23 protein-coding genes and 1 pseudogene are annotated in these 22,004 nt (G+C 66.4%); 16 read left to right on the top strand and 8 right to left on the bottom strand.

Going from position 1 to position 22,004, the window contains the following annotated elements; genetic code table 11:
* Positions 1-26: 26 nt before the first annotated feature.
* The 4 genes from NQJ30_RS18180 to NQJ30_RS18165 form a co-directional block, all read right to left on the bottom strand.
* On the bottom strand, positions 27-842 hold the full coding sequence (locus NQJ30_RS18180) for an MBL fold metallo-hydrolase (RefSeq protein WP_255771666.1): 816 nt from the start codon (positions 840-842) through the stop codon (positions 27-29).
* Between the two features lie 152 nt (positions 843-994).
* Positions 995-1,381, bottom strand: a complete 387-nt coding sequence (locus NQJ30_RS18175; RefSeq protein ID WP_255771665.1) for a DsrE family protein — start codon at positions 1,379-1,381, stop codon at positions 995-997.
* On the bottom strand, positions 1,381-1,797 hold the full coding sequence (locus NQJ30_RS18170; protein WP_255771663.1) for a DUF302 domain-containing protein: 417 nt from the start codon (positions 1,795-1,797) through the stop codon (positions 1,381-1,383). Before NQJ30_RS18170 ends, NQJ30_RS18175 begins: the two co-directional genes overlap by 1 nt.
* A 48-nt stretch (positions 1,798-1,845) precedes the next feature.
* Positions 1,846-2,103, bottom strand: coding sequence for a metal-sensitive transcriptional regulator (locus NQJ30_RS18165; RefSeq protein ID WP_043452296.1), 258 nt, complete (start codon positions 2,101-2,103; stop codon positions 1,846-1,848).
* Between the two features lie 127 nt (positions 2,104-2,230).
* On the opposite strand from NQJ30_RS18165, the gene NQJ30_RS18160 reads away from it, so the two are divergent.
* The 7 genes from NQJ30_RS18160 to NQJ30_RS18130 all read left to right on the top strand — a co-directional run bounded on the left by NQJ30_RS18160 (position 2,231) and on the right by NQJ30_RS18130 (position 7,815).
* A complete protein-coding gene (locus NQJ30_RS18160; protein WP_255771662.1) occupies positions 2,231-2,848 on the top strand; it encodes a rhodanese-like domain-containing protein in 618 nt (205 codons plus the stop codon).
* Entirely contained in the window at positions 2,845-3,603 is a 759-nt protein-coding gene (locus tag NQJ30_RS18155; RefSeq protein ID WP_255771661.1) for a sulfite exporter TauE/SafE family protein, read from the top strand. Before NQJ30_RS18160 ends, NQJ30_RS18155 begins: the two co-directional genes overlap by 4 nt.
* A gap of 22 nt (positions 3,604-3,625) precedes the next feature.
* Positions 3,626-3,967 (top strand): rhodanese-like domain-containing protein, encoded by a 342-nt coding sequence (locus NQJ30_RS18150; protein WP_224026918.1) that lies wholly within the window; start codon positions 3,626-3,628, stop codon positions 3,965-3,967.
* A gap of 49 nt (positions 3,968-4,016) precedes the next feature.
* On the top strand, positions 4,017-4,313 hold the full coding sequence (locus NQJ30_RS18145; RefSeq protein ID WP_255771660.1) for a rhodanese-like domain-containing protein: 297 nt from the start codon (positions 4,017-4,019) through the stop codon (positions 4,311-4,313).
* 59 nt (positions 4,314-4,372) lie between these two features.
* Positions 4,373-4,735 (top strand): thioredoxin family protein, encoded by a 363-nt coding sequence (locus tag NQJ30_RS18140; RefSeq protein WP_255771659.1) that lies wholly within the window; start codon positions 4,373-4,375, stop codon positions 4,733-4,735.
* A gap of 169 nt (positions 4,736-4,904) precedes the next feature.
* On the top strand, positions 4,905-6,305 hold the full coding sequence (locus NQJ30_RS18135; protein ID WP_255771658.1) for an MBL fold metallo-hydrolase: 1,401 nt from the start codon (positions 4,905-4,907) through the stop codon (positions 6,303-6,305).
* Between the two features lie 199 nt (positions 6,306-6,504).
* Positions 6,505-7,815: an MFS transporter gene (locus NQJ30_RS18130; RefSeq protein ID WP_255771657.1), complete on the top strand. Its 1,311-nt coding sequence runs from the start codon at positions 6,505-6,507 to the stop codon at positions 7,813-7,815.
* Positions 7,816-7,907: 92 nt separating this feature from the next.
* Here NQJ30_RS18130 and NQJ30_RS18125 read toward each other — a convergent pair whose 3' ends face one another.
* Complete coding sequence (locus NQJ30_RS18125) at positions 7,908-8,801, bottom strand: SGNH/GDSL hydrolase family protein (protein ID WP_374113285.1); 894 nt, start codon at positions 8,799-8,801, stop codon at positions 7,908-7,910.
* A 106-nt stretch (positions 8,802-8,907) separates the two neighbouring features.
* On the opposite strand from NQJ30_RS18125, the gene NQJ30_RS18120 reads away from it, so the two are divergent.
* Both NQJ30_RS18120 and NQJ30_RS18115 read left to right on the top strand, forming a co-directional pair.
* The gene (locus tag NQJ30_RS18120) at positions 8,908-10,140 is read left to right on the top strand and encodes an amidohydrolase (protein WP_255771655.1); all 1,233 of its coding nucleotides are present in this window, start codon (positions 8,908-8,910) and stop codon (positions 10,138-10,140) included.
* A 3-nt stretch (positions 10,141-10,143) separates the two neighbouring features.
* The gene (locus tag NQJ30_RS18115) at positions 10,144-11,655 is read left to right on the top strand and encodes an MFS transporter (RefSeq protein ID WP_255771654.1); all 1,512 of its coding nucleotides are present in this window, start codon (positions 10,144-10,146) and stop codon (positions 11,653-11,655) included.
* Between the two features lie 136 nt (positions 11,656-11,791).
* Here NQJ30_RS18115 and NQJ30_RS18110 read toward each other — a convergent pair whose 3' ends face one another.
* Complete coding sequence (locus NQJ30_RS18110; protein ID WP_255771681.1) at positions 11,792-13,117, bottom strand: MFS transporter; 1,326 nt, start codon at positions 13,115-13,117, stop codon at positions 11,792-11,794.
* 23 nt (positions 13,118-13,140) lie between these two features.
* On the opposite strand from NQJ30_RS18110, the gene NQJ30_RS18105 reads away from it, so the two are divergent.
* Positions 13,141-14,010: a LysR family transcriptional regulator gene (locus NQJ30_RS18105; RefSeq protein ID WP_255771653.1), complete on the top strand. Its 870-nt coding sequence runs from the start codon at positions 13,141-13,143 to the stop codon at positions 14,008-14,010.
* A gap of 115 nt (positions 14,011-14,125) precedes the next feature.
* Positions 14,126-14,347, top strand: coding sequence for a hypothetical protein (locus NQJ30_RS18100; protein WP_255771652.1), 222 nt, complete (start codon positions 14,126-14,128; stop codon positions 14,345-14,347).
* Between the two features lie 514 nt (positions 14,348-14,861).
* Here NQJ30_RS18100 and NQJ30_RS18095 read toward each other — a convergent pair.
* A complete protein-coding gene (locus NQJ30_RS18095) occupies positions 14,862-15,530 on the bottom strand; it encodes a hypothetical protein (RefSeq protein WP_255771650.1) in 669 nt (222 codons plus the stop codon).
* A gap of 137 nt (positions 15,531-15,667) precedes the next feature.
* Here NQJ30_RS18095 and NQJ30_RS18090 point away from each other — a divergent pair, with 137 nt between their 5' ends.
* Positions 15,668-16,348 (top strand): response regulator transcription factor, encoded by a 681-nt coding sequence (locus NQJ30_RS18090; RefSeq protein WP_255771649.1) that lies wholly within the window; start codon positions 15,668-15,670, stop codon positions 16,346-16,348.
* A gap of 31 nt (positions 16,349-16,379) precedes the next feature.
* Here the strand turns inward: NQJ30_RS18090 and NQJ30_RS18085 are convergent, their stop codons facing one another.
* The gene (locus NQJ30_RS18085) at positions 16,380-17,165 is read right to left on the bottom strand and encodes a response regulator transcription factor (RefSeq protein WP_255771648.1); all 786 of its coding nucleotides are present in this window, start codon (positions 17,163-17,165) and stop codon (positions 16,380-16,382) included.
* A gap of 163 nt (positions 17,166-17,328) precedes the next feature.
* Between NQJ30_RS18085 and NQJ30_RS18080 the strand changes: the two genes are divergently transcribed.
* The 4 genes and pseudogenes from NQJ30_RS18080 to NQJ30_RS18065 all read left to right on the top strand — a co-directional run.
* Entirely contained in the window at positions 17,329-17,541 is a 213-nt protein-coding gene (locus tag NQJ30_RS18080; RefSeq protein ID WP_255771647.1) for a hypothetical protein, read from the top strand.
* A gap of 281 nt (positions 17,542-17,822) precedes the next feature.
* On the top strand, positions 17,823-19,079 hold the full coding sequence (locus NQJ30_RS18075; protein WP_255771646.1) for an MFS transporter: 1,257 nt from the start codon (positions 17,823-17,825) through the stop codon (positions 19,077-19,079).
* 69 nt (positions 19,080-19,148) lie between these two features.
* Entirely contained in the window at positions 19,149-20,492 is a 1,344-nt protein-coding gene (nhaA, locus tag NQJ30_RS18070; protein WP_255771645.1) for a Na+/H+ antiporter NhaA, read from the top strand.
* Positions 20,493-20,576: 84 nt separating this feature from the next.
* Positions 20,577-21,661, top strand: a pseudogene (locus NQJ30_RS18065) (winged helix DNA-binding domain-containing protein); the annotation flags it as partial.
* Between the last annotated feature and the right edge of the window lie 343 nt (positions 21,662-22,004).

Below are 22,004 nucleotides of genomic sequence, written 5' to 3'. Positions count from 1 at the left end.
GGGCGTGAAGTGACTCCGCGTTGGTTTTAGTGGACCGGGCGGGTCTCCTGAAGCCGCTTAATGAACCATCGTGACTGTTCAGGGCCATATGGCAGCACGGGGATGGCCTTGGTGGCGTCAGAGGGGGCTTCGCGGATGGACAGTTGGGCCTGGCGGACCGCGGTGGTCATGGTGTTGGCCATGGTTTTGACGAACTGGTCGGTGCAGGGCTGGCCGTGGCCGGGGATGAGGAATTCGTAGCGGTGGCGCAGGGCTGAGATGTGGCGCAGGGAGTCGGCCCATTCCTCCGGGTAGGAGTCCTCGAAGGACGGGTACGCGCCCTGTTCCACGAGGTCGCCCGCGAACAGGGTGGTAGGCGTACCCACCAGGAGGTCACCGTCGGTGTGGCCGCGGCCCAGGTGGAAGAGGGTGACGGTCAGTCCCCCGAGGTCCACCAGCACGGGCTGGTCCTTGACGATGGCGTTGGGCACCACCAGCTCCACGTTCTCGCCTTCACCGGTGGACATCTCCGGCTCGAGGGTTCCCACGAAGCGGCGCTGCAGGTCCCCGTGGCTGTCGATTTCACGGGCACAGTTTTCATGCGCCCAGAACTCGGTCACGCCGTCGGACGCGAACACGGCGTTGCCGAAGAAATGGTCATAGTGCGCGTGCGTGTTGACGACGACGAGCGGCAGCTGGGTCTTCTCCCGCACCGCATCGAGAATCTCGCGTCCCTGCCGCGGCCCGCAGCCGGTGTCCACCACCATGGCACGCTCGGAGCCAACCACCAGGCCCGTATTCAGCAGCGAACTTTCGGTGACCAGCACGTAGGTGTCCGCGCCAACTTCGAGCCATTCTGACATTGTTACTCCGTACCTCCGGATGCACGTTGCGTTCTTCTGGCCTCGATTCTACCCACGGGGCCTGCGAGTTTCAGGGAGGCTGGTCAGGTGCGGAACGCCCGACGGCGGCGCTCCCCCGGGTGCAAACGGACAGTTTTCGAACGCGCCCGAGGCTAGAGCCTGGCGTAGGCCCAGCCTTCCCATTGACGTCGAGCCAAGTGGGCGATGGCTGCGGGCACCGTGCCGATGCCCGGGGCGAGGTCATTATCTTCGAGGCCCGCCGACCGCAGACTGTTTCCGCAGGCGAGGAGGTGCACCCCCAATTGCCGGGCGTCGCCCAGGGCTTCATCCAGAGCTGAACCTGCGGCGAGGAGCCTGACGCCGGGGCCCTGGACCACCACTTCGATGGCGGCGGCAACCCCGAGCGCGGCGCGTGCGTTGGCAGCGCTGCGGAGGATCCCGGCGAGTGCGTCAGGCTCAAGCGGGCCGGCTGCATGAATGAGCAGTCCCCGGGTGGCGGCATCCGGGGCGCCTGCCGGGGATCCGACGCTCGGTGCCACTAGTTGTTTTCCCCGCCAAGGCTGGCCAGGGCTTTGCGAAGGCGCGTGCCGGCGTCGTCCGCCACTTCCTTGACGGCGGGGGCGCTGCTGAGCTGCACCATGGTCTGGGGATCGATGGCTTCCACAGTGGTGGTCTCCGCCGAGTTGTTCCGGCGCACCACCACATTGCAGGGCAACAGGGCGCCCATCTGGGGCTCGGCGGCCAGGGCGCGGCTGGCAAGGGAGGGGTTGCAGGCGCCGAGGATGACGTAATCACCGACCGCGTCCGCGGCCTCGGAGCCAAGCTTGGTTTCGAAGGTGGAGCGGACGTTGATTTCGGTCAGGATTCCGAACCCCTGTGCAGCGAGGGCTTCACGGGTGCGCTCCAGCGCCTCCGCCCAGGGAAGGGAAACTGTGGTGGCCAGGGTGTAGGTCATGATGCTCCTTGAAATTACCGGGCGGTCAGTTGTGGTGCGTGGCCTGGTCTATGCCAGGGAGAGGAAGAGCTTCTCCAGGTCCTTCCGGTCCATGGTTTCGTCCTTCTGGACGATGCACTGCTCAAGACCCGTGGCGATGATGGCGAAGCCGGCGCGGTCAAGGGCCTTGGATACGGCCGCCAGCTGGGTGACGACGTCCTTGCAGTCGCGGCCTTCCTCGAGCATCCGGGTGACGGCGGCAAGCTGGCCCTGTGCCCGCTTGAGGCGGTTGATCACGGGCGTGAGTTCTGTGGGGTTCAGTTCCATAAAAGGGGTCTCCATCAAATAAGGGGCTTGTCCCAAACTATATACCCCCATGGGTGTTTTGACTACCCCCTGGGGTATCTGCAATACTCGGTGGGGTATCCACCCGACCCCTTCCGAGAGGCCACCCATGACGCCCCCTTCCAAAGCAACAGCCGTTACCGCACTCGCCCCTGAGGCCCTCAAGTCCTGGCTCAAGGAACACCAGGACCTCGTGGTGATCGATGTTCGCTCCGCCGCTGAATTCGAGTCCATGCACATCCGCGGCTCCTACAACGTGCCGCTTCCGCTGCTCTCCGAGCACACCGACGAACTAGCCGCCCGGCTGGGCTCGCGGGTAGTCCTGGTCTGCCAGTCCGGCGTCCGCGCCGAGCAGGCCCGTCAGCGCATGGCCACTGTTGGCCTTGACACCGCCTACGTCCTCACCGGCGGAGTTCCCGGATTCGCCGCCGCCGGCGGCGACGTGGTCAAGGGCAAGGACCGCTGGGACCTTGAGCGCCAGGTCCGCCTTGCCGCCGGGTCCCTGGTGGTTCTGGGCCTGGCCGGGGGCAAGTTCGTCTCGCCCAAGGTCCGCATGCTGGCCGGTGCCATCGGCACCGGGCTGACATTCTCGGCCGCCACCAACACCTGCGCCATGGGCAAGGCCCTCTCGGCCATGCCCTGGAACAAGGCGGCCAAGGAGCCCACCCGCGAAAGCGCCATCCTGCAGCTCCCCGTGCAGTCGGCTGATGAGGGCGCAGCGGCATGATCCCGGCCCTGGGTCTGGGGCTCGTCGTCGGCGTCGTACTGGGCGTAGTTGGCGGCGGCGGGTCCATCATTGCCGTTCCGGCCCTGGTGTACGGCGTGGGCATGAGCCCCGCCCAGGCCATCCCCACTTCCCTGCTGGTGGTGGGAATCTCCTCGCTGGCAGCCCTCCTCCCCCGGTTCCGGGACGGACTGAACTGGCCCGTGATCGCCCTGGTGGGGGGTGCCGGCATCCCGGCAGCCTGGGCCGGCGCGGCAGTGGGCAAACTGCTGGACCCGAACATACTCATGCTGACCTTCGCCGTGATCATGGTGGCCGCGGGCATCCGGATGCTCAGCAAGCCCCGCGAAAGCGAGGGATCCTGCAGCACCGGACCGAACCGGGCATTCCGGTCCTGCGCCCCCAAGGCCGTGGGAGTGGGCCTGCTGGTCGGGTTCCTCACCGGACTGCTGGGCGTTGGCGGCGGCTTCCTCATCACCCCCGCCCTGACCATCTTCCTGGGCCTGCGCATGAAGCAGGCCGTAGGAACATCCCTGGCCATCATCGTGGTCAACTCGGCCGCCGGGTTCAGCGCCCACGCCGCCGGCTACACCATCGACTGGACCACCACCCTGGCGTTCGCTATTCCGGCCATCGTGGGATCGGTACTTGCCGCCCGGCTGGCCCGCCGCTTGCACGACAAGCACATCCGCATCTCATTCGCGGTACTCATCTTCGCCGTCGCGGCGTGGGTCACCGCCGGCACGGTCACCGCCTGACCCATCCACAGAGGAGAACACCATGGGACTGATCGATTCCCTCAAGAAGGCCTTCAGCAAGCCCTACAAAACGATTTCCGTAGCGCAGGCCAAGGAACTCCTGGGCTCCGGCGCCACGCTCATCGACGTCAGGTCGGCCCAGGAATGGCGCACCGGCCGCGCACCGCAGGCCAAACACGTCCCCCTGGACCGGCTGCAGACCAGCACTGCAGGCATCCAGAAGACCCGGCCCGTGATTGCCGTCTGCGCCTCCGGCGTCCGCTCCGCCTCCGCAGCCCGGCTCCTCGCCGCCAAGGGGTACGACGCCTACTCGGTGCGCGGCGGCATGGCCGCCTGGCGCCAGGCCGGCGAACCCGTCCGCTAGCAACACCACCACCAGCTCCAGCCACAAACCACTTCGAAGGAGAACCACCATGGCTGAAATCACCATCACCGAGACTGAACAGCGCCGCTCCACCGCCCGGATCCTCGACGTCCGCGAGGACTTCGAAGTCGCCGAGGGCATGATCCCCGGCGCCCTGCACATCCCCATGGGCCAGCTGCAGGCCCGCCTGGGCGAGCTCGACCCGGCCGTGCCCGTCATCGCCGTATGCCGCAGCGGCAACCGCAGCGCCGCCGTCGCCGAGGCCCTTAACGGGGCAGGCTACACCGCGGACACCATGGCCGGCGGCATGACCGCCTGGACCCGCGCCGGCCTCCCCACCACCTAAGCCCTGCCCTCGCTGTACAGAGCAACCAACAAACTTCGCCCGAAAGGACACGACAGATCATGGCAACCATCGACATCACCCAGCAATCGTTCGCCCAGGCCCTGGAGGACAACGGCATCGTCTTCGTTGACTTCTGGGCAGCCTGGTGCGGCCCCTGCCGCATGTTCGCCCCCACATACGGCGCCGCCGCCGAACGGCACCCGGACATCACCTTCGCCAAGGTGGACACCGAGGCCGAACAGGCGCTCGCCGCAGCAGCAAACATCACCTCCATCCCCACCCTCATGGCCTTCAAGGACAAGACCCTGGTCTTCTCCCAGCCGGGCGCCCTCAACGCCACCGGCCTGGAGGAAGTCATCCAGGCCGTGAAGAACCTGGACATGGACAAGCTCCGCGCCGAGGCCAGCCACCAGCACGCCTGACACCACGACGGACCAGCCAAAAACCACCCAGCAACAGGCGCCCTGCGCCTGCTGTTAAGGCTCTTGCAGGAAAACCGCGCAGGTGCAGTGCACTTGCTGGATACCCCCTGGGGTATGTAATATTGAATTCAGAACAACCTCCCAATCCCTTTCCCGAAGGAGCGCACCAATGCTTATCGAGCGTATTTACGACGAAGATCTCGCCCAGGCCAGCTACCTGATCGGCTGCCAGGCCAAGGGTGAAGCGATCGTGGTGGACGGCCGCCGCGACATCGCCGTATACCAGGAGCTGGCTGAGAAGAACGGCATGAAGATCGTGGCGGTCACCGAGACCCATATTCATGCGGACTACCTCTCCGGCACCCGCGAACTTGCTGCCGCTACGGGCGCCACGGTCTACGTTTCGGGCGAGGGCGGGCCGGACTGGCAGTACGGGTTCGAGGGCGAGCGGCTGTACGACGGCGACGCCATCACCCTGGGCAACATCAGCATCAAGGCCGTCCACACGCCCGGGCACACCCCGGAACACCTGTCCTTCCTGGTCACGGACGGCGCGTTCAGCGACCAGCCCGGGTACCTGCTCTCCGGTGACTTTGTCTTCTCCGGTGACCTGGGCCGCCCGGACCTGCTGGACGAGGCAGCCGGCGGCGTGGACACCCGCTTCGTGGGCGCCAAGCAGCTCTTCGCGAGCCTGCGGGACAAGTTCCTCACCCTGCCGGACTACGTACAGGTCCACCCCGCGCACGGGGCCGGCAGCGCCTGCGGCAAGGCCCTCGGGGCTATCCCGTCCTCCACGGTGGGTTACGAGCGCCTCTACGCCTGGTGGGGCCCCTACCTGGCCGCCAACGATGAGCAGGGCTTCATCGATGAGCTCCTCGACGGCCAGCCCGACGCCCACGCCTACTTCGCCCGGATGAAGCGCGAAAACCGTGAAGGGCCGGCCGTCATGGGCGGACGTGCCCCGCTGGCGGAACTGGACACGGAGACCGTTGCCGCAGGCCTGGCCCAGGACACCCTCACCTTCATCGACACCCGGTCCAACGCCCAGGTCCACGAGGGTACCGTGACCCGGTCCCTGAACGTCCCGGCCGGCAAGTCCGTGGCCAGCTACGGCGCCTGGGTGGTGAACCCCGAGACGGACAAGAACCCGCTGGTGCTCCTGGCCAAGGACCAGGAGCAGGCCCAGGACATGCGGGACCACCTGGTCCGGGTCGGCATCGACAACGTGGCCGGCTACCTCACGAGCATCGACGGGCTGCCCATGTTCACGCCGAAGCTGATCCAGCCGGCCGAACTCGAAGGTTTCGACGCCGCCATGGTCCTGGATGTCCGCAACAAGACCGAGTACCAGGCCGGGCACGTCCCGGGCTCGTACCAGCTCAGCGGCGGCCGCCTCATGTGGCACCTCGATGAACTGCCCGCCGGCGGCACCATCGTGTCCTACTGCCAGTCGGGCGTACGGAACTCCGTAGCCGCCAGCGCCCTGCGCCGCGCCGGGTACGACGTCGTCGAACTCGACGGCAGCTACGCAGCCTGGAACTCCTGGCAGAACAGCGTCCCCGTCGTCTGACCAGCGCAGCAGTGCGAAAAGTACCAAGTAGAACAAGGGTGCGGTGGCACGGGTGCGTTCACCCGTGCCACCGTAGCTTCCTCAGCGACTTAGAGGCTTCTTCGAAGAACTCTTCGGGTGATAGTGCTACTTAGCCGCCGCCACGGAGATAAGTTGAAATCGTCCGGGGGCTGACTAACGTTCATCACAAAGGATCGCGATGCCAAGAGAAAGCGCGCAGACCGGCGCGTCACAGGGAAGCGCGGCAGTCCCGGGCACCCGCGGACGCAGGGAAAACGAGGCGTCTCGGCTGCAGCGCCGCATCATTCCGATCCTTGTCAGCGGCCAAATCCTCGGCGGAATCGGCATGGGGGCAACGTTGTCCCTGGGATCGCTTCTGGCGGCACAGCTCTCAGGATCCAATTCCTGGTCCGGCATGGCAGCAACAATGAGCACCCTCGGCGCCGCCCTCGCTGCCGTCCCCCTGGCGCGTTTGGCGCAGGCCCGCGGCCGCCGCGTCTCACTGTCCACCGGCGCGTTGATCGCCGGGACCGGTGCCATAACCGCCATTATCTCGGTTGGCCTCGGCATCTTTCCATTGCTGTTGCTGGGCCTGATGTTGCTGGGAGCCGGGTCAGCCGTGAATCTGCAGGCCCGCTTTGCTGCCACTGATCTTTCCCGCCCCGCGTCCCGCGGCCGCGACCTCTCGATCGTGGTGTGGTCCACAACGGTCGGGGCTGTCCTGGGCCCGAACCTCTTCGACCCCGGCGAAGCGGTGGGCGCCGTCCTCGGCCTGCCGCCGCTAACAGGTGCATTCGCTTTTTCCGTGGCTGCCCAGCTCGCTGCCGCCGCCGTCTACGCGGGAGGGCTGCGACCGGACCCCCTCCTGACGGCAATGGCCTCCCGGGCGCGCGATGCTGCTGCGGCTCCACGTCCCCAGGGTGGTCTGGGGGTGCTACGAAGCAACCCCCGGGCCCGGTACGCGGTGGCCACCGTGGCCCTCAGCCACGCCACGATGGTGGCACTGATGTCCATGACCCCTGTGCACCTGCGCGACCACGGTGCGAGCCTGACTGTCGTGGGGCTGACTATCAGCCTCCACATTGCCGGAATGTATGCTCTTTCCCCCCTCTTCGGCTGGATGTCAGACAAAGCTGGGCGGCTGCCAACCATCCTGGCCGGGCAGGGGATGCTGGTGGTTTCGCTGGTGCTGGCAGGGGTGGCCGCGGATTCCCGGGCGGCAGTGACGGCCAGCCTGATCTTTTTGGGCCTCGGTTGGTCGGCCTCTGTAGTTGCCGGGTCCGCACTGGTCGCTGAGTCCGCGCAACCGCAGGACCGGCCCGCACTTCAAGGTGTGTCGGACTTGAGCATGAATGTTTCCGGCGCCGCCGGCGGCGCGCTGGCCGGCCCGGTGCTGGCCGCGACAGGCTACTCGGGACTGGGGCTCGCCTCACTCACCTTGGTCGCCATCGTGATCGTTTGGACCGCACTGCAGCCACGCCACACCCACAGGGAAGAGGAGCAGCCCTAAAACAGTCACGCGCCGGACCAGCCAGCTGAGCCGGGCCATGATGGTTCAGAGGTGTGCAAACAAGTCTGATATGTCCGACGCCGTTGCGGGGCTCATTTCGTCAGGGCGGCCCAGGCTTCCAGGAACTTCTGCGCAAGGTAGGCGTGGCCTGCGGTGTTCGGGTGTGCTCCGTCAGCATCGAACCCCGGGCTGTTGGTCCGGGTGAACCAGCCGGCCTCGTAGGCGTCGATGAACGGGGCGTTGGCTGCTGCGGCCCCGGCACGGACTGCCGTGTTGGCGTTGCGCAGTTCCTCCGCGAGGGGCTGCGGGGCGGAGGGGCCCATGACAACCACCTGCACGCCGGGCCAGAACCTGCGGGCCGCTTCGATGGTCTGCGTCGTGGCGGTCTTGAGTTCATCGGGGTTGTTGAGCTGGGAGTCGTTCTGGCCGCCCTGGAGAATGAGGAGGTTGGGGACAAAGCGCGGGTTCCGGGAGATTTCGCGCAGCCGGACTTCGAATTCACGCCCGCCATCGTCCTTCGCTCCGCCGCCCCAGGCGAAACCGGTTCCGCCTTCACCCTCGATGTTCGTGGGGTATCCCAGCGTGCGGGCAACAATATAGGCCCATCCCTGATCCTGCCGGTCCGCGCCCACCCCGAAGGTGTAGGAGTCACCGAGAATCAGCAGGACGGGCCTCGCGGGAAGTTCAATCCGCAACCGTGCCGCGGTCGCCGCAGCCGTGGCGCTCGCCGAAGCGGTGGCAGTCGGCAACGGGGTGGCCGTCACAGCGGCAGCACCGGCGGCAGCACCGCCGGCCGCCGCCACCGGGCTCGCTGCCGCCGGGCTCGCCGGCACAAAAGTGGCGGGTTCACTCGGGCCCCGCGGATTCGACAGGGCAAGGGCCGCCACGCCAAATGCAACCACGGCCAGCACAAAGAGTGCACCGTACTTGATCCATTCCTGCCTGGTTATCCTGGGTCCCCCACCGAATCTGCTCACCCGGCACATCTTACTGGGCCGCATTCCCCTCCGGCGGCGCCGTCCGGGTTTAAGCTAAATGTGCCAGTTGCGTCTGGCCGGCCCGGGCGCCCCGACTCCTCAGAGAGTGATTCGCATGAGTGGCTACGAGACAGTTTTGGCAGGACTTGAGACCGAACTCGGCTGGGTCCGGGACTTCTACACCACCCTCCACCGACAACCGGAACTGAGCCTCCAGGAGAACGAAACCTCCCGGCTCGTCGCGGACAAACTCACCTCCTTCGGCTGCAAGGTCACGCACCTCGGAGGCACCGGCGTCGTCGGCGTCCTCACCAACGGTGACGGCCCCACCGTCCTGGCCCGCGCGGACATGGACGCGCTCCCCGTCACCGAGGCCACCGGGCTCCCCTACTCCTCGGAAGTGGACGGCGTGATGCACGCCTGCGGGCATGATGTGCACGTCAGCACCCTGCTCGGCGCCGCCAAGCTGATGGCGGACGGCCGGGAGGCGTGGTCCGGAACCTACGTGGCGCTGTTCCAGCCGGCGGAGGAGATCGGTGCGGGGTCCCAGGCAATGGTCGACGACGGCCTAGTCACCAAGGTGCCGCGCCCCGACGTCGCGCTCTCCCAGCATGTGATGCCCATCGCCGCCGGCACCATCGCCACCACCGCGGGGCCGGTCCTGTCCGCCGGGGATTCGCTGAAGATCACCGTCTACGGCAAGGGCGCGCACGGGTCCATGCCGCACATGGCGGTGGACCCGGTGGTGCTGGCCTCCTCCATCGTGCTCCGGCTGCAGACCGTCGTCTCGCGCGAGACCAAACCGGGAGACTTCGCGGTGGTCACGGTCGGGGCGCTGAACGCGGGGACAAAGTCCAACATCATCCCGGACCGCGCCACTCTCCTGCTGAACATCCGCACCTACGACAACCAGGTACGCAGCAACGTGATAGCCGCGATCGAGCGGATCGTCCGGGGTGAGTGTGTCACCGCCGGCTCCCCGCAGGAGCCCGAGTTCGAGTTCTACGACCAGTTCCCGCTGACCAGCAACGATGCCGCCGTGACGGACAAAGTCACGGCGGCCTTCACGGAACATTTCGACGCCGGTGCCGTGCTTCAGGCCACCCCGCAGACCGCGTCGGAGGACTTCAGCCGCATCCCGGACGCGTTCGGCGTTCCGTATACGTTCTGGCTCCTGGGCGGCCATGATCCGGAAAAGTACCGGGCCGCCGTCGAACGCGGGACCGTTTCCCAGGACATCCCGGGGAACCACTCCCCCTTCTTTGCGCCGGTGCTGGATCCGACGCTGTCCCTGGGCGTTCAGGCCCAGGTTGTCGCCGCATTGTCCTACCTAGCCAAGGATGCGTAAGCCGTGAGCACTGTCCAGTCCTCAGCAAAAACCCAAACCCAGTGGAAGCCGAACGATGCGTGGCTGATCGGCATCGTCCTGGCCGTCATCAACTTCTGGCTGTTCGCGCAGACCCTGCTGAACGTCATCCCCGGCATCCAGGGGTCGCTGGGGATCGAGCGGACCCTGGGGAACCTGGCCGTGTCCATCACGTCGCTGTTCTCCGGCATTTTCATTGTGGTGGCCGGCGGCCTCGCGGACCGGCTGGGCCGCGTGAAGATCATGTACGTCGGCATCTACCTGAGCATCCTCGGCTCCCTCCTGATCGCCCTGACCCCTGAAAACGCCGGCGGGCTGACAGCCGCGGCGCTGCTCGGCGGCCGTGTGGTGCAGGGGCTGTCCGCGGCGTGCATCATGCCCTCCACCATGGCGCTGGTGAAGTTCTACTACGAGGGCAAGGACCGCCAGCGGGCGCTGTCCTTCTGGTCCATCGGCTCGTGGGGCGGCTCGGGCTTCTGCGCCCTGTTCGGCGGGCTGATGGCGACGTCGTTCCTGGGCTGGCGCTCCATCTTCTGGATCTCGATCGTGCTGTCCGTCGTGGCCCTCTTCCTGCTGCGCGGCACCCCGGAGTCCAAGTCTGCGGCGAAGGCCGGCGGCAAATTTGACTGGGGCGGCATGGTCACCCTGGTCATCGCGCTGGTGGCACTGAACGTTTACATCTCCCAGGGCCCCTCGATTGGCTGGCTGAGCCTGACGGGCATCGGCCTGGTTGTGGTGGCCGTGATTGCCGCCCTGGTGTTCTTCGGGATTGAAACGAGCCGGGCCAACCCGGTCCTGAACCTGAAGCTGTTCGGCAACGCCACGTTCGCCGGTGCAACACTGTCCAACTTCCTGCTCAACGGCGCGGCCGGCACGCTGATTGTCTCGCTGGGCCTGGTCCAGGTGGCCGCGGGCATGTCCTCACTGCAGTCCGGCCTGCTAACCCTCGGCTACCTGGTGGCCATCCTGGCCACCATCCGCGTGGGTGAGAAACTGCTCCAGCGCTTCGGCCCGAAGCGGCCCATGATCTGGGGCAGTGCCATCGCCGGCCTAGGGATCCTGCTGACGTCCATGACGTTCACGCTGATCGGGCAGTACATTGTGCTGGCGGTCATCGGCTTCACCCTGTTCGGCATCGGCCTGGGCTTCTACGCCACGCCGTCCACGGACGCTGCGCTGTCCAACGTGCCAGACGACGAGGCCGGGGCAGCCGCGGGCATCTACAAGATGGCGTCGTCGCTGGGCAACGCGATCGGCGTGGCCATCTCGGCAGCCCTGTACGTCGCGGCCCAGGCCATGGACCCCGCCACCATCCAGTCGTGGGGCCTGTTCATCGGCAACCAGACCAACGTGGCGCTGCGGTTCGGCGGGGCGGTGGGCATCCTGTTCAACCTGCTGATGGTGGTGGTGGCCATCATCGCCATCATGATCACCGTTCCCAACGAGCGGGCCGAGAAGCGTCCGGAGGTGCCGGCGACCCCGTCGATCGGCAGCTGAAGGAAAGCAGCCTCACCTCATGCCCCCTTGACGGCAACCCTCTCGCAGTTGATGTGGCATTTCGGGGAACCCTCTCGCGCAGATAAGTACGACGCCGGCACTCATCTTGGGTGCCGGCGTCGTACTTGTCAGGAGCTCAGTTAGCGGCGCGGGCGGTCCGTCCGCGGCCATAGGTGCGGACCAGGGTCACCGCGGTGACGACTATCAGCGCCAGCATGACCACGCCGAACATGATGACGGCCGGAACCAGGGCCACGGTCTGCAGGATCAGCCCCAGCAGCACCACCGGAAGCGCCATGCCCACGTAGCCCACCAGGAACAGCCCGGCCAGGGCCTCGCCGCGGGTCTCCGGAGCGGAGATGGAGATGACGGTGCCGATCGCGGACTTGAAGGTCACGCCCACCCCGGAGCCGGCCACGAGTCCGCCGGCAATCAGCAGGGGCAACGAGGAGGCTGCGATGGACACGGTGACCAGGACCAGCCCGGAGCCCAGCAGGATCAGGCCGACGACGAACTGCGTGGTGCGTGCCCAGCGGGAGGACAGCACCTGGAAGGCCGCCGAGGAGGCGAAGACCACGAACGCGACGGCGCCTGCCACCACATGGGAGGTGATGCTCAGCTGCCGCGCCACAAAGGAGGGTGCCAGGGAGGTGAAGAAGCCGAACATGGCGAACCCGACGAAAGCCATCATGGTTGCTGCCACGTACTGCCCGCGGGCGGCCTGGGGAACGACGACGCGCTGCGGCCGATAGACCCAGGTTTCGTCGACGTTCTTGACGGTCTCGGGGACGGTCACGATCAGGAGGAGGCCGGCGAGCAGCAGGAACGCGAACACCACGTACGGCGTGTACAGCGGCATCGGCACGTACTCGGCGAGGAAGCCGGTGACCAGCGGGCCCAGGCCCAGTCCGCCGATGTTGGCTGCGGTGGAGATGACCTCCGCGCGCCGGGACCCGGCGCCGGGCCGCGCCGCGCTGTGCAGTTCGGTCATGTGGGCCGTGGCCGTGGCCGTCAGCATGCCGATGCCGAGGCCGGAGATGAATCGGGCCAGCACCAGGCCGGGCAGGTCGGGCCAGACCAGGAAGATGAGCGCGGCGACGACGTTGAGCAGCACGGCCGGCGCAATCACGCGGCGGCGGCCAAACCTGTCCGAAATGTGCCCGGCGAGGAACAGGCTCACCACCACGCCCACAGCGTAGGCGGCGAAGATGACCGTGATGGTGAAGGCACTGAACCCGCCCCGTTGCTGGTAGAGCACATACAGCGGGGCCGGCGCGGCGGCGAACGCCATGGTGATCATGAAGACGAACGTGACAATCCAGAAGCCGCGGCCGTGCCGGCGCCGGTGGGCCTGATGGGATGAATCGGCCCGGAGGGAGGGGGAGGTTGAAGTTTGGGTCATTGCTTCAGTATTTTGCTTCCAGTGACATCGCGTCCAACGTTTATTGGCGCTGATATCCATCGTCATCGGCGATAATAGAGTTTATGCAGCTCTTTCAGGTTGAGTACTTCATCGCGGTGGCCGAGGCGCTGAGCTTTACCCGGGGTGCCCAGCGGGTCAACATCGTGCAGTCCGCCGTCTCGGCGGGGATCCGCCAGCTCGAACACGAGCTGGGCTCTGATCTGTTCATCCGCCAGGGCCGCAGTATCCGCCTCACCCCGGCCGGGCAGGCCCTGCTCCCCCGCGCCCGCGCCGTCCTTGCCGACGTGCAGGCGGCGCGGGACGCCGTCGACGCCGTGCGCGGGACGGTGCGCGGCACCGTGGCCCTGGGCACCTTGGCCCATGCCGGCTCCGTGGACGTGCTGCAGATCCTCCGCACCGTCCGGCGGGACTATCCGGGCATAGTCATCAAGCTGCGCCAGACCGTCCAGGGCACCCGCACCAGCCTGGCCGATGTCCGGTCCGGAGCGCTGGACCTGGCCTTGGTGTCCGTGCCGGAAGAGGCTGCGTCCGGCCTCGAGTTGCACCCCCTGCACGCCGAGGGAATCGTCTTTGCCTGCCCCGAATCCCACGCCCTGGCCGGCCGAAAACGCGTAAGCCTGGCCGAGATCGCGGACCAGCCCTTCATTGACTTTCCCGAGGGGTGGGGCAACCGCACCACCGTGGACGCCGCGTTCGGCTCAGCGGGCCTGAGCCGCACGGTGCACACCGAAGTGGTGTCCTTCACCATGGCCACGGACCTGGTCCGCGAGGGCCTCGGCGTTGCTTTCCTGCCCGAATCCGCGCTCCAAGACGGCCACGGGAAGGGCATCCGGGCCATTCACACGCCCCTGGTCTGGCGCATCCAACTGGCCTGCTCCGCCACCCGGCAGCCCACCGCCGCCGAACAGGTGATGGTCCGCGCCTTCAAATGACCGAAACATGTCACCCCGGAACCCGGCTTCCGCATCTAAGCTGAAGGCTCGGGCACAGCTTTGGTGCCGGAGCAGGAACACCGACGAGAGACCGACGAGAGGGAGAGGCCACATCATGAGCGATGAGTCAGTGCAGAAGAACGAGTCAGCGCAGAAGAAGGTCGACGAGACGGTCGAGGCGCTGGAGGACGTGCAGCCCGACCAGGAGTTCGAGCACCAGGTCAGCGGCGAGGACTGGCACGGTGATGCCGCCGACCAGGCCAACGACCTGCGCGCCTATGAAGAGGAAGCCGAAATCCGGGCCCAGTCACGCCGTCCCGGTGACGCCGACAAGTAGTACGGCCCGCCGCGGACGCTAGTTTGGCGGCTCCCCGAAATCCGGGTACTCCCCGTATTCCCCGTGAGGACCCGCGCCCGGTCCGGGCAGAGCGGGCAAGCGCTGTTCCCACGGGTTGGCGGGCCGCGGCGGCCCGGCAGGGTGGGCCGGGGCAGCCGCGCAGTCGTCACAACGGCCCACAAACTGGTGGGGGCAGTCCATGGGATCTGCAGCGTCTCCGGTGGAAAGTCTGATGCGCATGTGACCCCTCCCGCTCGCGGCCGCGTCGCGGGCGGCCTGCGTATGATCGCTTCAGGTGAAGCCGTAGTGGCGCCGGCGGAAACTAGTGGGCACCACCCCTGAATCCCGCCGGCACCATTATTCAATCGAATAGATACTGGTTTTGCACCAGTACGCAGTACCCCATTTTTAGAGCCACCACTACGCATTTCCGGGCACACGAGACAGGGCTCGCGAGCATGAAGAGAACCGCCGCGGATGGCGGGGGACGGCTTGGAGAGGGGAAAACGAGACGTCAGCCATCCAGCGTTTTCCGGATGGGCTCTGGTGGTGTGACAGCAAGCTGGGGCGGGGCCAGCCGAGAAGACCCCCGCAGTCCCCCGTGAGCGCCCGCCTGATGACGTCTCTTGTGCGCCTGCCCGAGATGGATCGTGCCTCCCGCAACGTTTCCCAACACGTTAGCCAGCCCGTCACGGTCTACCTCGGTGTACTTGCCACTGGAGCTAATGACGTAAAGGTTGGTGGGCCCAACCACTGAAAGGAACTCAAGGTAAATGCCGCCGGCTGTGATCGAAAGGTCCAGGTCAATATCATGATCGGCAAAGTCCGTCAGGACGACCTGCGCGACAAGTTGACCATTGGTCCCGTCGGCAAAGTAGATGGAAGGCGCATCTGACCAAAACCTGAGAACGTGTCTGTCCAGATTGCTGCTGAGGTCCTTGTAGGTGTCTCCGCGGTTCACCCAAGGAATGGCACACCAGCTCGCAGGGTATTGGTGCGGGCCCGGGAAATCGTGCCAGCCCCCGCCATCGAGATTGACACCCCCGACGAGGCCATTATGCATTCCGTCGATTGAGCGAAACCAAAAGGTCGCACGATCTCTTTGTTCTCCATTACGTCTCCTTTCTGTTCGTTGCCGGTTCGCCTTGATGACAGTTTCTCGGGGCAGGGGTTGATCCGCCATTCGTTATTTTGCGTATTGAGGTTGGGCCCTTGGACACTCCCGTGCCGGTCTGTCGCGGTCTAAAATCTCTCGGGTAATCAGATTTACGGAGGCCTGTCACGGAGCCGTACGCGAAGCTTGCGACGGAGCTGGTCGGCTTGCCCGACCGGCAGGAATACCTGTGTGCTGCCGGCGAGATGTTGGAGGGGCTGTTCCCTGTCCTGGGCATCGGCTGGGCCGCGCTCGACCTCAGGACGGGCGAGGCTGAGGTCGCTAACTTCCCGGAGGCGCCGAGTGTCTCCAAGGAGGTGTTCCTGCAGGTCTGCCGGGAACATCCGCTGATTGTGGGCTACACGCAAGGTGCTCTTGGCCGATCCAGGGTACTGCGAATGAGCGATGTCATTTCCGACCGGGCCCTTCACAGAACCCGTACGTATCAGGAGGGCCTTCGGCCGCTTGGGGTCGACCGGCAATTTTCCGTCCTAGTGACTCCTCCCGCTTCGGCCAGCATTCGCGGCTGGGCCATGAACCGCGGCGGTCGGGACTTCACCGATAACGACGTGGATCTAGCGCGCACCCTCCAACCGGTCCTCCGGCTCCTCGATATGGCGTACACAGGACCCCTCAGTGGTCCTCGGATGAATCGGATCGAGGACTATTCGCTGACGGCACGGGAACGGGAGATCCTGGTCCTTCTCGGGAAAGGGCTCACGGGTGTGGCGATAGGTCACCTGCTCGGGGTGAGTCCGCGCACGGTAGCCAAACATTTGGAACACGCCTATGCAAAGCTCGGGTGCACCAACCGGGTTGACGCACTCAGAAGGATCAGGGGCGAGTAAGACATTTGGCCGCTGACCTTGCCGCGCAGCATCAGGGCCGTTCGGAAGGCGGCCGGGCCCGCGTGTCCACAGGGGCGATGTTCGGGTCAGACCCGCTCGGATCCTCACCGCGCAGCCGTCTGAGAGCATCGATCCGGTTAGTACAGCCAAGCTTGGCATAAGCGTGCTCGACATGCTTTGCAACAGTCCTTGGGCTGATGCCCAGCAGGTGGCCAATGGCGATGCCGGTCAGCCCCTTGCCGAGGAGCTGCAGGATCTCATTCTCTCTCGACGTGAGAGAAAATGCCTCAGCCTGCGATACAGCCTCTGGTGTGCGCCTGCCGCCGTACGCCTGCTCAAGGAGTCGCAGCATCGGGTGAACATGGCGCGCCAATTCGACCTCACCATCGCTGAAGTCGCGCCCCCAACGGTTCATCGTCCAACAACTGAAGAGATTGCCATGAGGAATTGAAGTCATCGCGACAAGCTGCCGGTTCACCTCCAGCCGCGACAATCCCTCTCTGAATGCCCTCGTCCGGTACAGCTGCCGGTCCGATACGAGGTCGCTCAGACGTCGGAAGGGTTCACTGGGCTCACGCTGAAAGCTGACCACGATCGGATGCTCGGCATAGAGCTCGAGCAGCATCTTGGGAATGTCGATGCCGGAATGCTCGGGGAAGGCGCGAACGTCCGACTGGCCGGCGGCCGGGTCTACCTCGTTCCAAGCCGCATGGTCAGCGGGGATAAGTTTCAGCAAAAGTTCGCTCGCCGCGACGAGGTACTCATCCCGTTCGGTCAGGTGAACGAGTTCCGCTGCGAGCTTGGCCTTCGGATCCATCGCATGCCTCCGCCATCTCGACTCGATCCGATGGCAAAAGTGTAGACGGGTAGCTCTATACGTAAAAGAGCGTATCGTCCGCGTTACCGGATCGAGGAAGACTGGTTCTAAAGGTAGTTACGCAACCGCCCACAGCCAGTCAAACACAAGAAGGAATTTCATCATGAAGAACTTCAAGGTACGGGTCCGTCGTAGCATCGCTGCTTTCGCCGCGGTCGGTGTCCTTTCCCTTACCGCTGGACTCACCCCCGCTTCCGCGTCGGCCACCTCGGCGCAGGACTGCAAGACCAATTACCAGGGATACGGCTACAGCAATCATGCAGACTGCCTCACCAGCACTCCGGTAACTGATGCGAAAAAGAAGCACCGGAGGTAACACATCACCAATGACCTAGGGTGTGTTGGTAAACCCCGCTGGGCCGTGGATGCGGTTGTCTGGTGCGGTGGACAATCGTTCTCTAATATTTGACGAAGCATGGGCAGTGATTTGCCCATGCTTCCGGTATGGAAGGGCAATGGGAGCCCGGACGTGGACCGACGGAACTGGCACACCGTGTTCACGATTCGAGCGGCCTCGCCATGAAATCGACAAGACCGCACGCAGCTACCTGGGCGCCCTGCAGCTCGCCGCATCACTCGCATGGCGAGGAGCAAGCTTTGGCAACACGGCCTAGTGCGGCGGGACCGCCGCTGACCGCGTTCCGGTTCATCGTTGTCTTCGGCATCATCAGCGCCCTGATGGACATGGTTTACGAAGGGGCCAGGAGCGTCACGGGCCCGTTTCTGGGTGCACTGGGCGCTTCTGCCCTGCTGGTCAGCGTCATTACGGGCGCGGGTGAGGCCGTGGCCCTCGTTTTGCGTCTGGTCTTCGGACGCCTGGCGGACCGGCCCCGGCTGCGGTGGGCGCTGACGCTGACGGGCTACGGCCTCACGGCATTGTCCGTCCCTCTGCTCGGGATAACGAGTGCCTTGTGGATTGCGTGCTTGCTTGTTCTGGCCGAGCGTTTGGGGAAGGCTGTCCGGAGTCCGGCGAAGGACACCATGCTCGCCGAAGCCGGCACCGCGCTGGGCCGGGGGAAGGCCTTCGCGTTCCACGAGGCGCTGGACCAGGTGGGCGCGTTCGTCGGCCCGCTTCTGATCGGCGTGGCCCTGTCCCTTTCCGGCAGCTACGGCCCGGGGTTTCTTCTGCTCGCGGTTCCCGGGGCGGCGGCGATGGTGCTTCTTTTCCGGCTGAAGAAGCGCGTCCCGGACCCCTCCCTCTACGAGGTCCCGCCGCCTGCGGTACCGTCACCGGCGGGTCCCCCCACGGTGGACCCACCTACGGTGGAATCACCCTCGGCGGCCCCGATGCCCCGGCAGTTTTGGACGTACGCGGCTTTCAGCAGCCTGACGATGTTTGGCTACGCAACCTTCGGGCTGCTCTCCTTCCACCTCGTCGCCACCGGGCTCCTGCCGCCCGCGCTCGTGCCCGTCGTGTACGCCGTGGCCATGGCGGTGGATGCGGTCGCGGCCCTGGCCTCCGGCTGGCTCTATGACCGGATCGGGCTGAAGGTCCTGGTTGTCCTCCCGGTACTGGCCGCGGCCGTGCCGTGGCTAGGTTTCAGCAGCAGCGCCCCGCTGGCTGTCGCCGGCGTGCTGATCTGGGGCGCCGCCATGGGTGTCCAGGAAAGCACCATGCGCGCCGCCGTCGCCGAACTGGCCCCGGCAGGACGGCGTGGCAGCGCCTACGGGATCTTCACCGCCTGTTACGGCCTTGCCTGGCTGGCCGGAAGCGTGCTCATCGGGGCCATCTACGAGCAGTCACCATTGACCCTCGCCGTCACCCTTAGCGTCATCCAGGCCGCAGCACTGGCCGTATTCATCGCCGTCCGGCCTCCCCGGGCGGCCAGCAGCCCGGCAGATGCTGGCGGGTAGACTGGTCGAAGGTGAGCCGGGAAGTCTGGTCGGCACGTAATTTGTCGACCCACTGTTTAGGACACCTTCATGGGTAAGAATCCATCCCTTCCGCCGCGCCCCTCCGTCCTGGGACGGGGCAGCTACGGCGAAGTGCTGCGCATTGGCGAGATCCTGCGGAAGGAAACCGTCGGCGGCATCCTGCTGGTCGCTGCAGCGGTCATTGCCCTGGTCTGGGCCAATTCCCCGGCCTCAGAAAGCTACTTCGCGCTCCGCGACTTCCGCATCGGGTACGAACCGTGGCACCTGGACCTGAGCCTCGGGGCCTGGGCTGCGGACGGACTGCTGGCCATCTTCTTCTTCCTCGTGGGGCTGGAACTCAAGCGTGAGTTCGTGGCCGGCGACCTCCGCCAGTTCAGCAAGTCCGTGGTGCCCATCGCGGCCGCCGTCGGAGGCGTGGCAGTCCCGGCGGCCATTTATGCGCTGGTCAACCTCACCAGTCCGGAAACTCGCGGCGGCTGGGCCATCCCCACGGCCACGGACATCGCCTTCGCCGTGGCCGTGCTGGCGATCATCGGCTCGCACCTGCCCAGTGCCCTGCGGATCTTCCTGCTGACCCTGGCCGTGGTGGACGACCTGCTGGCCATCAGCATCATCGCGGTGTTCTATTCCAGCGACATCCAGGCGGCCCCGCTCCTGCTCGCGTTCATTCCGCTGGCGTTATATACGTTCCTCGCGCAGAAATACCGCCGGTTCTTCGGCGCCAGACCCGCCGCGGCGTGGGTGATCCTGCTCCCTCTGGGCGTGATCACCTGGGCGCTGGTGCATGCCTCGGGCATCCATGCCACCGTGGCCGGCGTGCTGCTCGGGTTCGCCGTCCCGGTGATCCGGTCAGCGGCCAGCGGCGGCCCCGCGGCGGGTCCCGGCCTCGCCGAGATCTTCGAACACCGGTTCCGGCCGATTTCCGCCGGCATCGCGGTCCCGGTGTTTGCCTTCTTTTCCGCCGGTGTGGCGGTGGGCGGCTGGGACGGCCTGATCGCGGCGGTGACCGACCCCGTGGCCATCGGCATCATGGTGGCCCTGGTGCTGGGCAAACCGGCCGGAATCCTGGGCACCACCTGGCTCCTGACCAAGGCCACCCGGGCGTCGCTGGACAAGTCCTTGAAGTGGATCGACGTGTTCGGGGTGTCCGTCCTGGCCGGGATCGGCTTTACAGTTTCGCTGCTCGTGGCGGAGCTGAGCTTCGGTCAGGGCAGCGTCCACGATGACCACGCCAAGGTGGGGATCCTCGCCGCGTCGCTGGTGGCGGCCCTCCTGGCGTCGGCGGTGCTCGTCACCCGCAACCGGCAGTACCAGGCGGTGGAGGCGGAGGAGTCCGTGGACACCGACCGCCACGGCGTCCCGGACGTTTACGAGGAAGATCACCGCGCGTGACCTGACCTGCGCCAAATGCGGCGCCAAACCTGCGCCCAACGCGGCGCCACAACGCGGCCTGGTCAGACGCGATAAGGTGCCCGTGTGGCTGAGAAGGTTTCTGCGGGCGAGGTCATTGCGTTCCGGCTGAACGCCCACCACCTCACCCAACGCGTGGGGGCCGGGGGGCTGCTCGAAGCGGCCGGCCGGTGCGGCATTCAAAACAGCCCGCCCGGCGCGGCGCTGCTCGCCTTGCATGCCAGGGTGGAGGGCATCACGCAGGAACGGGTGGCCGCGGCGATCGCTGAGGACAAAAGCCTGCTGCAGACGTGGTCCATGCGCGGCGCGCCGTTCCTCTTCCCCACGGCGGACGCGCCGGTGTTCACCACGGGGGTCTTGCCGCCCACCGAGGAGGCGATGCGGCACTTCATCCCCGGCGTGGAACAGACCGTGGGCAGGCTCGGCATCACCCTGGCCGACGCCGTCGAATTGTGCGGCACCGAGATCGATGCGGCGCTGTCCCGCCGCAGGCTCGCCATCAACAGCCTGGGGAAAGAGCTCGCCCAGCGAATCGCCCTCAGACTGACCCCGGACCAGCGCCTCCTCTGGGAAGCCGAGGGACCCTACGCGCCCGGCCAGCCGCTCGGCGAGGCCGTGGTCCATTTCTGCGTCCGGATCCTCACGCTGCAGGGACACGTCTGTTTCGCCCCCCGCGCGGGAAACCAGGCCCCGTTCGTCCTGGTCAGGGAGTGGCTGGGCCACCCCGTTGCGGACACCCACCCGGACGCGGCGCGGGCCGAACTGCTTCGCCGCTACCTGCGCTGCTGCGCACCCTCCACGCGGGCCGGCTTCGCTGCGTGGCTGGGCATCATGGCCGGGGACACCGGCCCCTGGTGGGACCTGGTCCGGGAGGAGCTGACCGCCGTCGAGTTCGGCGGCACGGCGTGGATCCTCACCGAGGACCTTCCCGCGCTGCGGTCCGCGCCGCCGCCCGAGGGAGTGCGTCTGCTCCCGCCCACGATCCCTACACCCACATGCGTGACCGCGAGACCATCGTCGCCCGCGAGCACCACCGGGAACTGTGGAGGCCGGTGGGCGACCCGGGCGCGGTCCTCATCAGCGGGCAGATCGCCGGCACCTGGCGGCCGCGGAAGGACGGCCGGAAACTGACCGTCACCATCGCGGCCTTCCACCCGGTGTCAGCCTCTGACAAGGAGCTGCTGCACCGTGAAGCGCAGCAGATCGCAGCGTTGCGGGGCGCCACGTCCGCGGAGGTGGTGTTCGACGCCGGGTGACCCCTGGACCGGGCGCGATTAGTGACGCGGGCCCCGCGGCGGTGGCGGTGGCGGACCAGTGGGCGGACCCGACGGCGGTGTGGGACCCGGCGGTATGGGACCCGACGACGGCGGCGCACCAGGATGCGGTGCCATGTCGGGGTCCCGGGGCGGACCGGGATGATCGTGCGGACACGCGTGCGGGGTCAGGTGCGGCGTCACGTGTCTCGGCTCGGTCTCTTTCACTCTGCTGATGCCG

This window comes from Pseudarthrobacter sulfonivorans, assembly GCF_024391045.1.
Taxonomy (GTDB): Bacteria; Actinomycetota; Actinomycetes; order Actinomycetales; family Micrococcaceae; genus Arthrobacter; species Arthrobacter sulfonivorans_B.
This window is presented reverse-complemented; position numbering and strand designations above follow the sequence as displayed.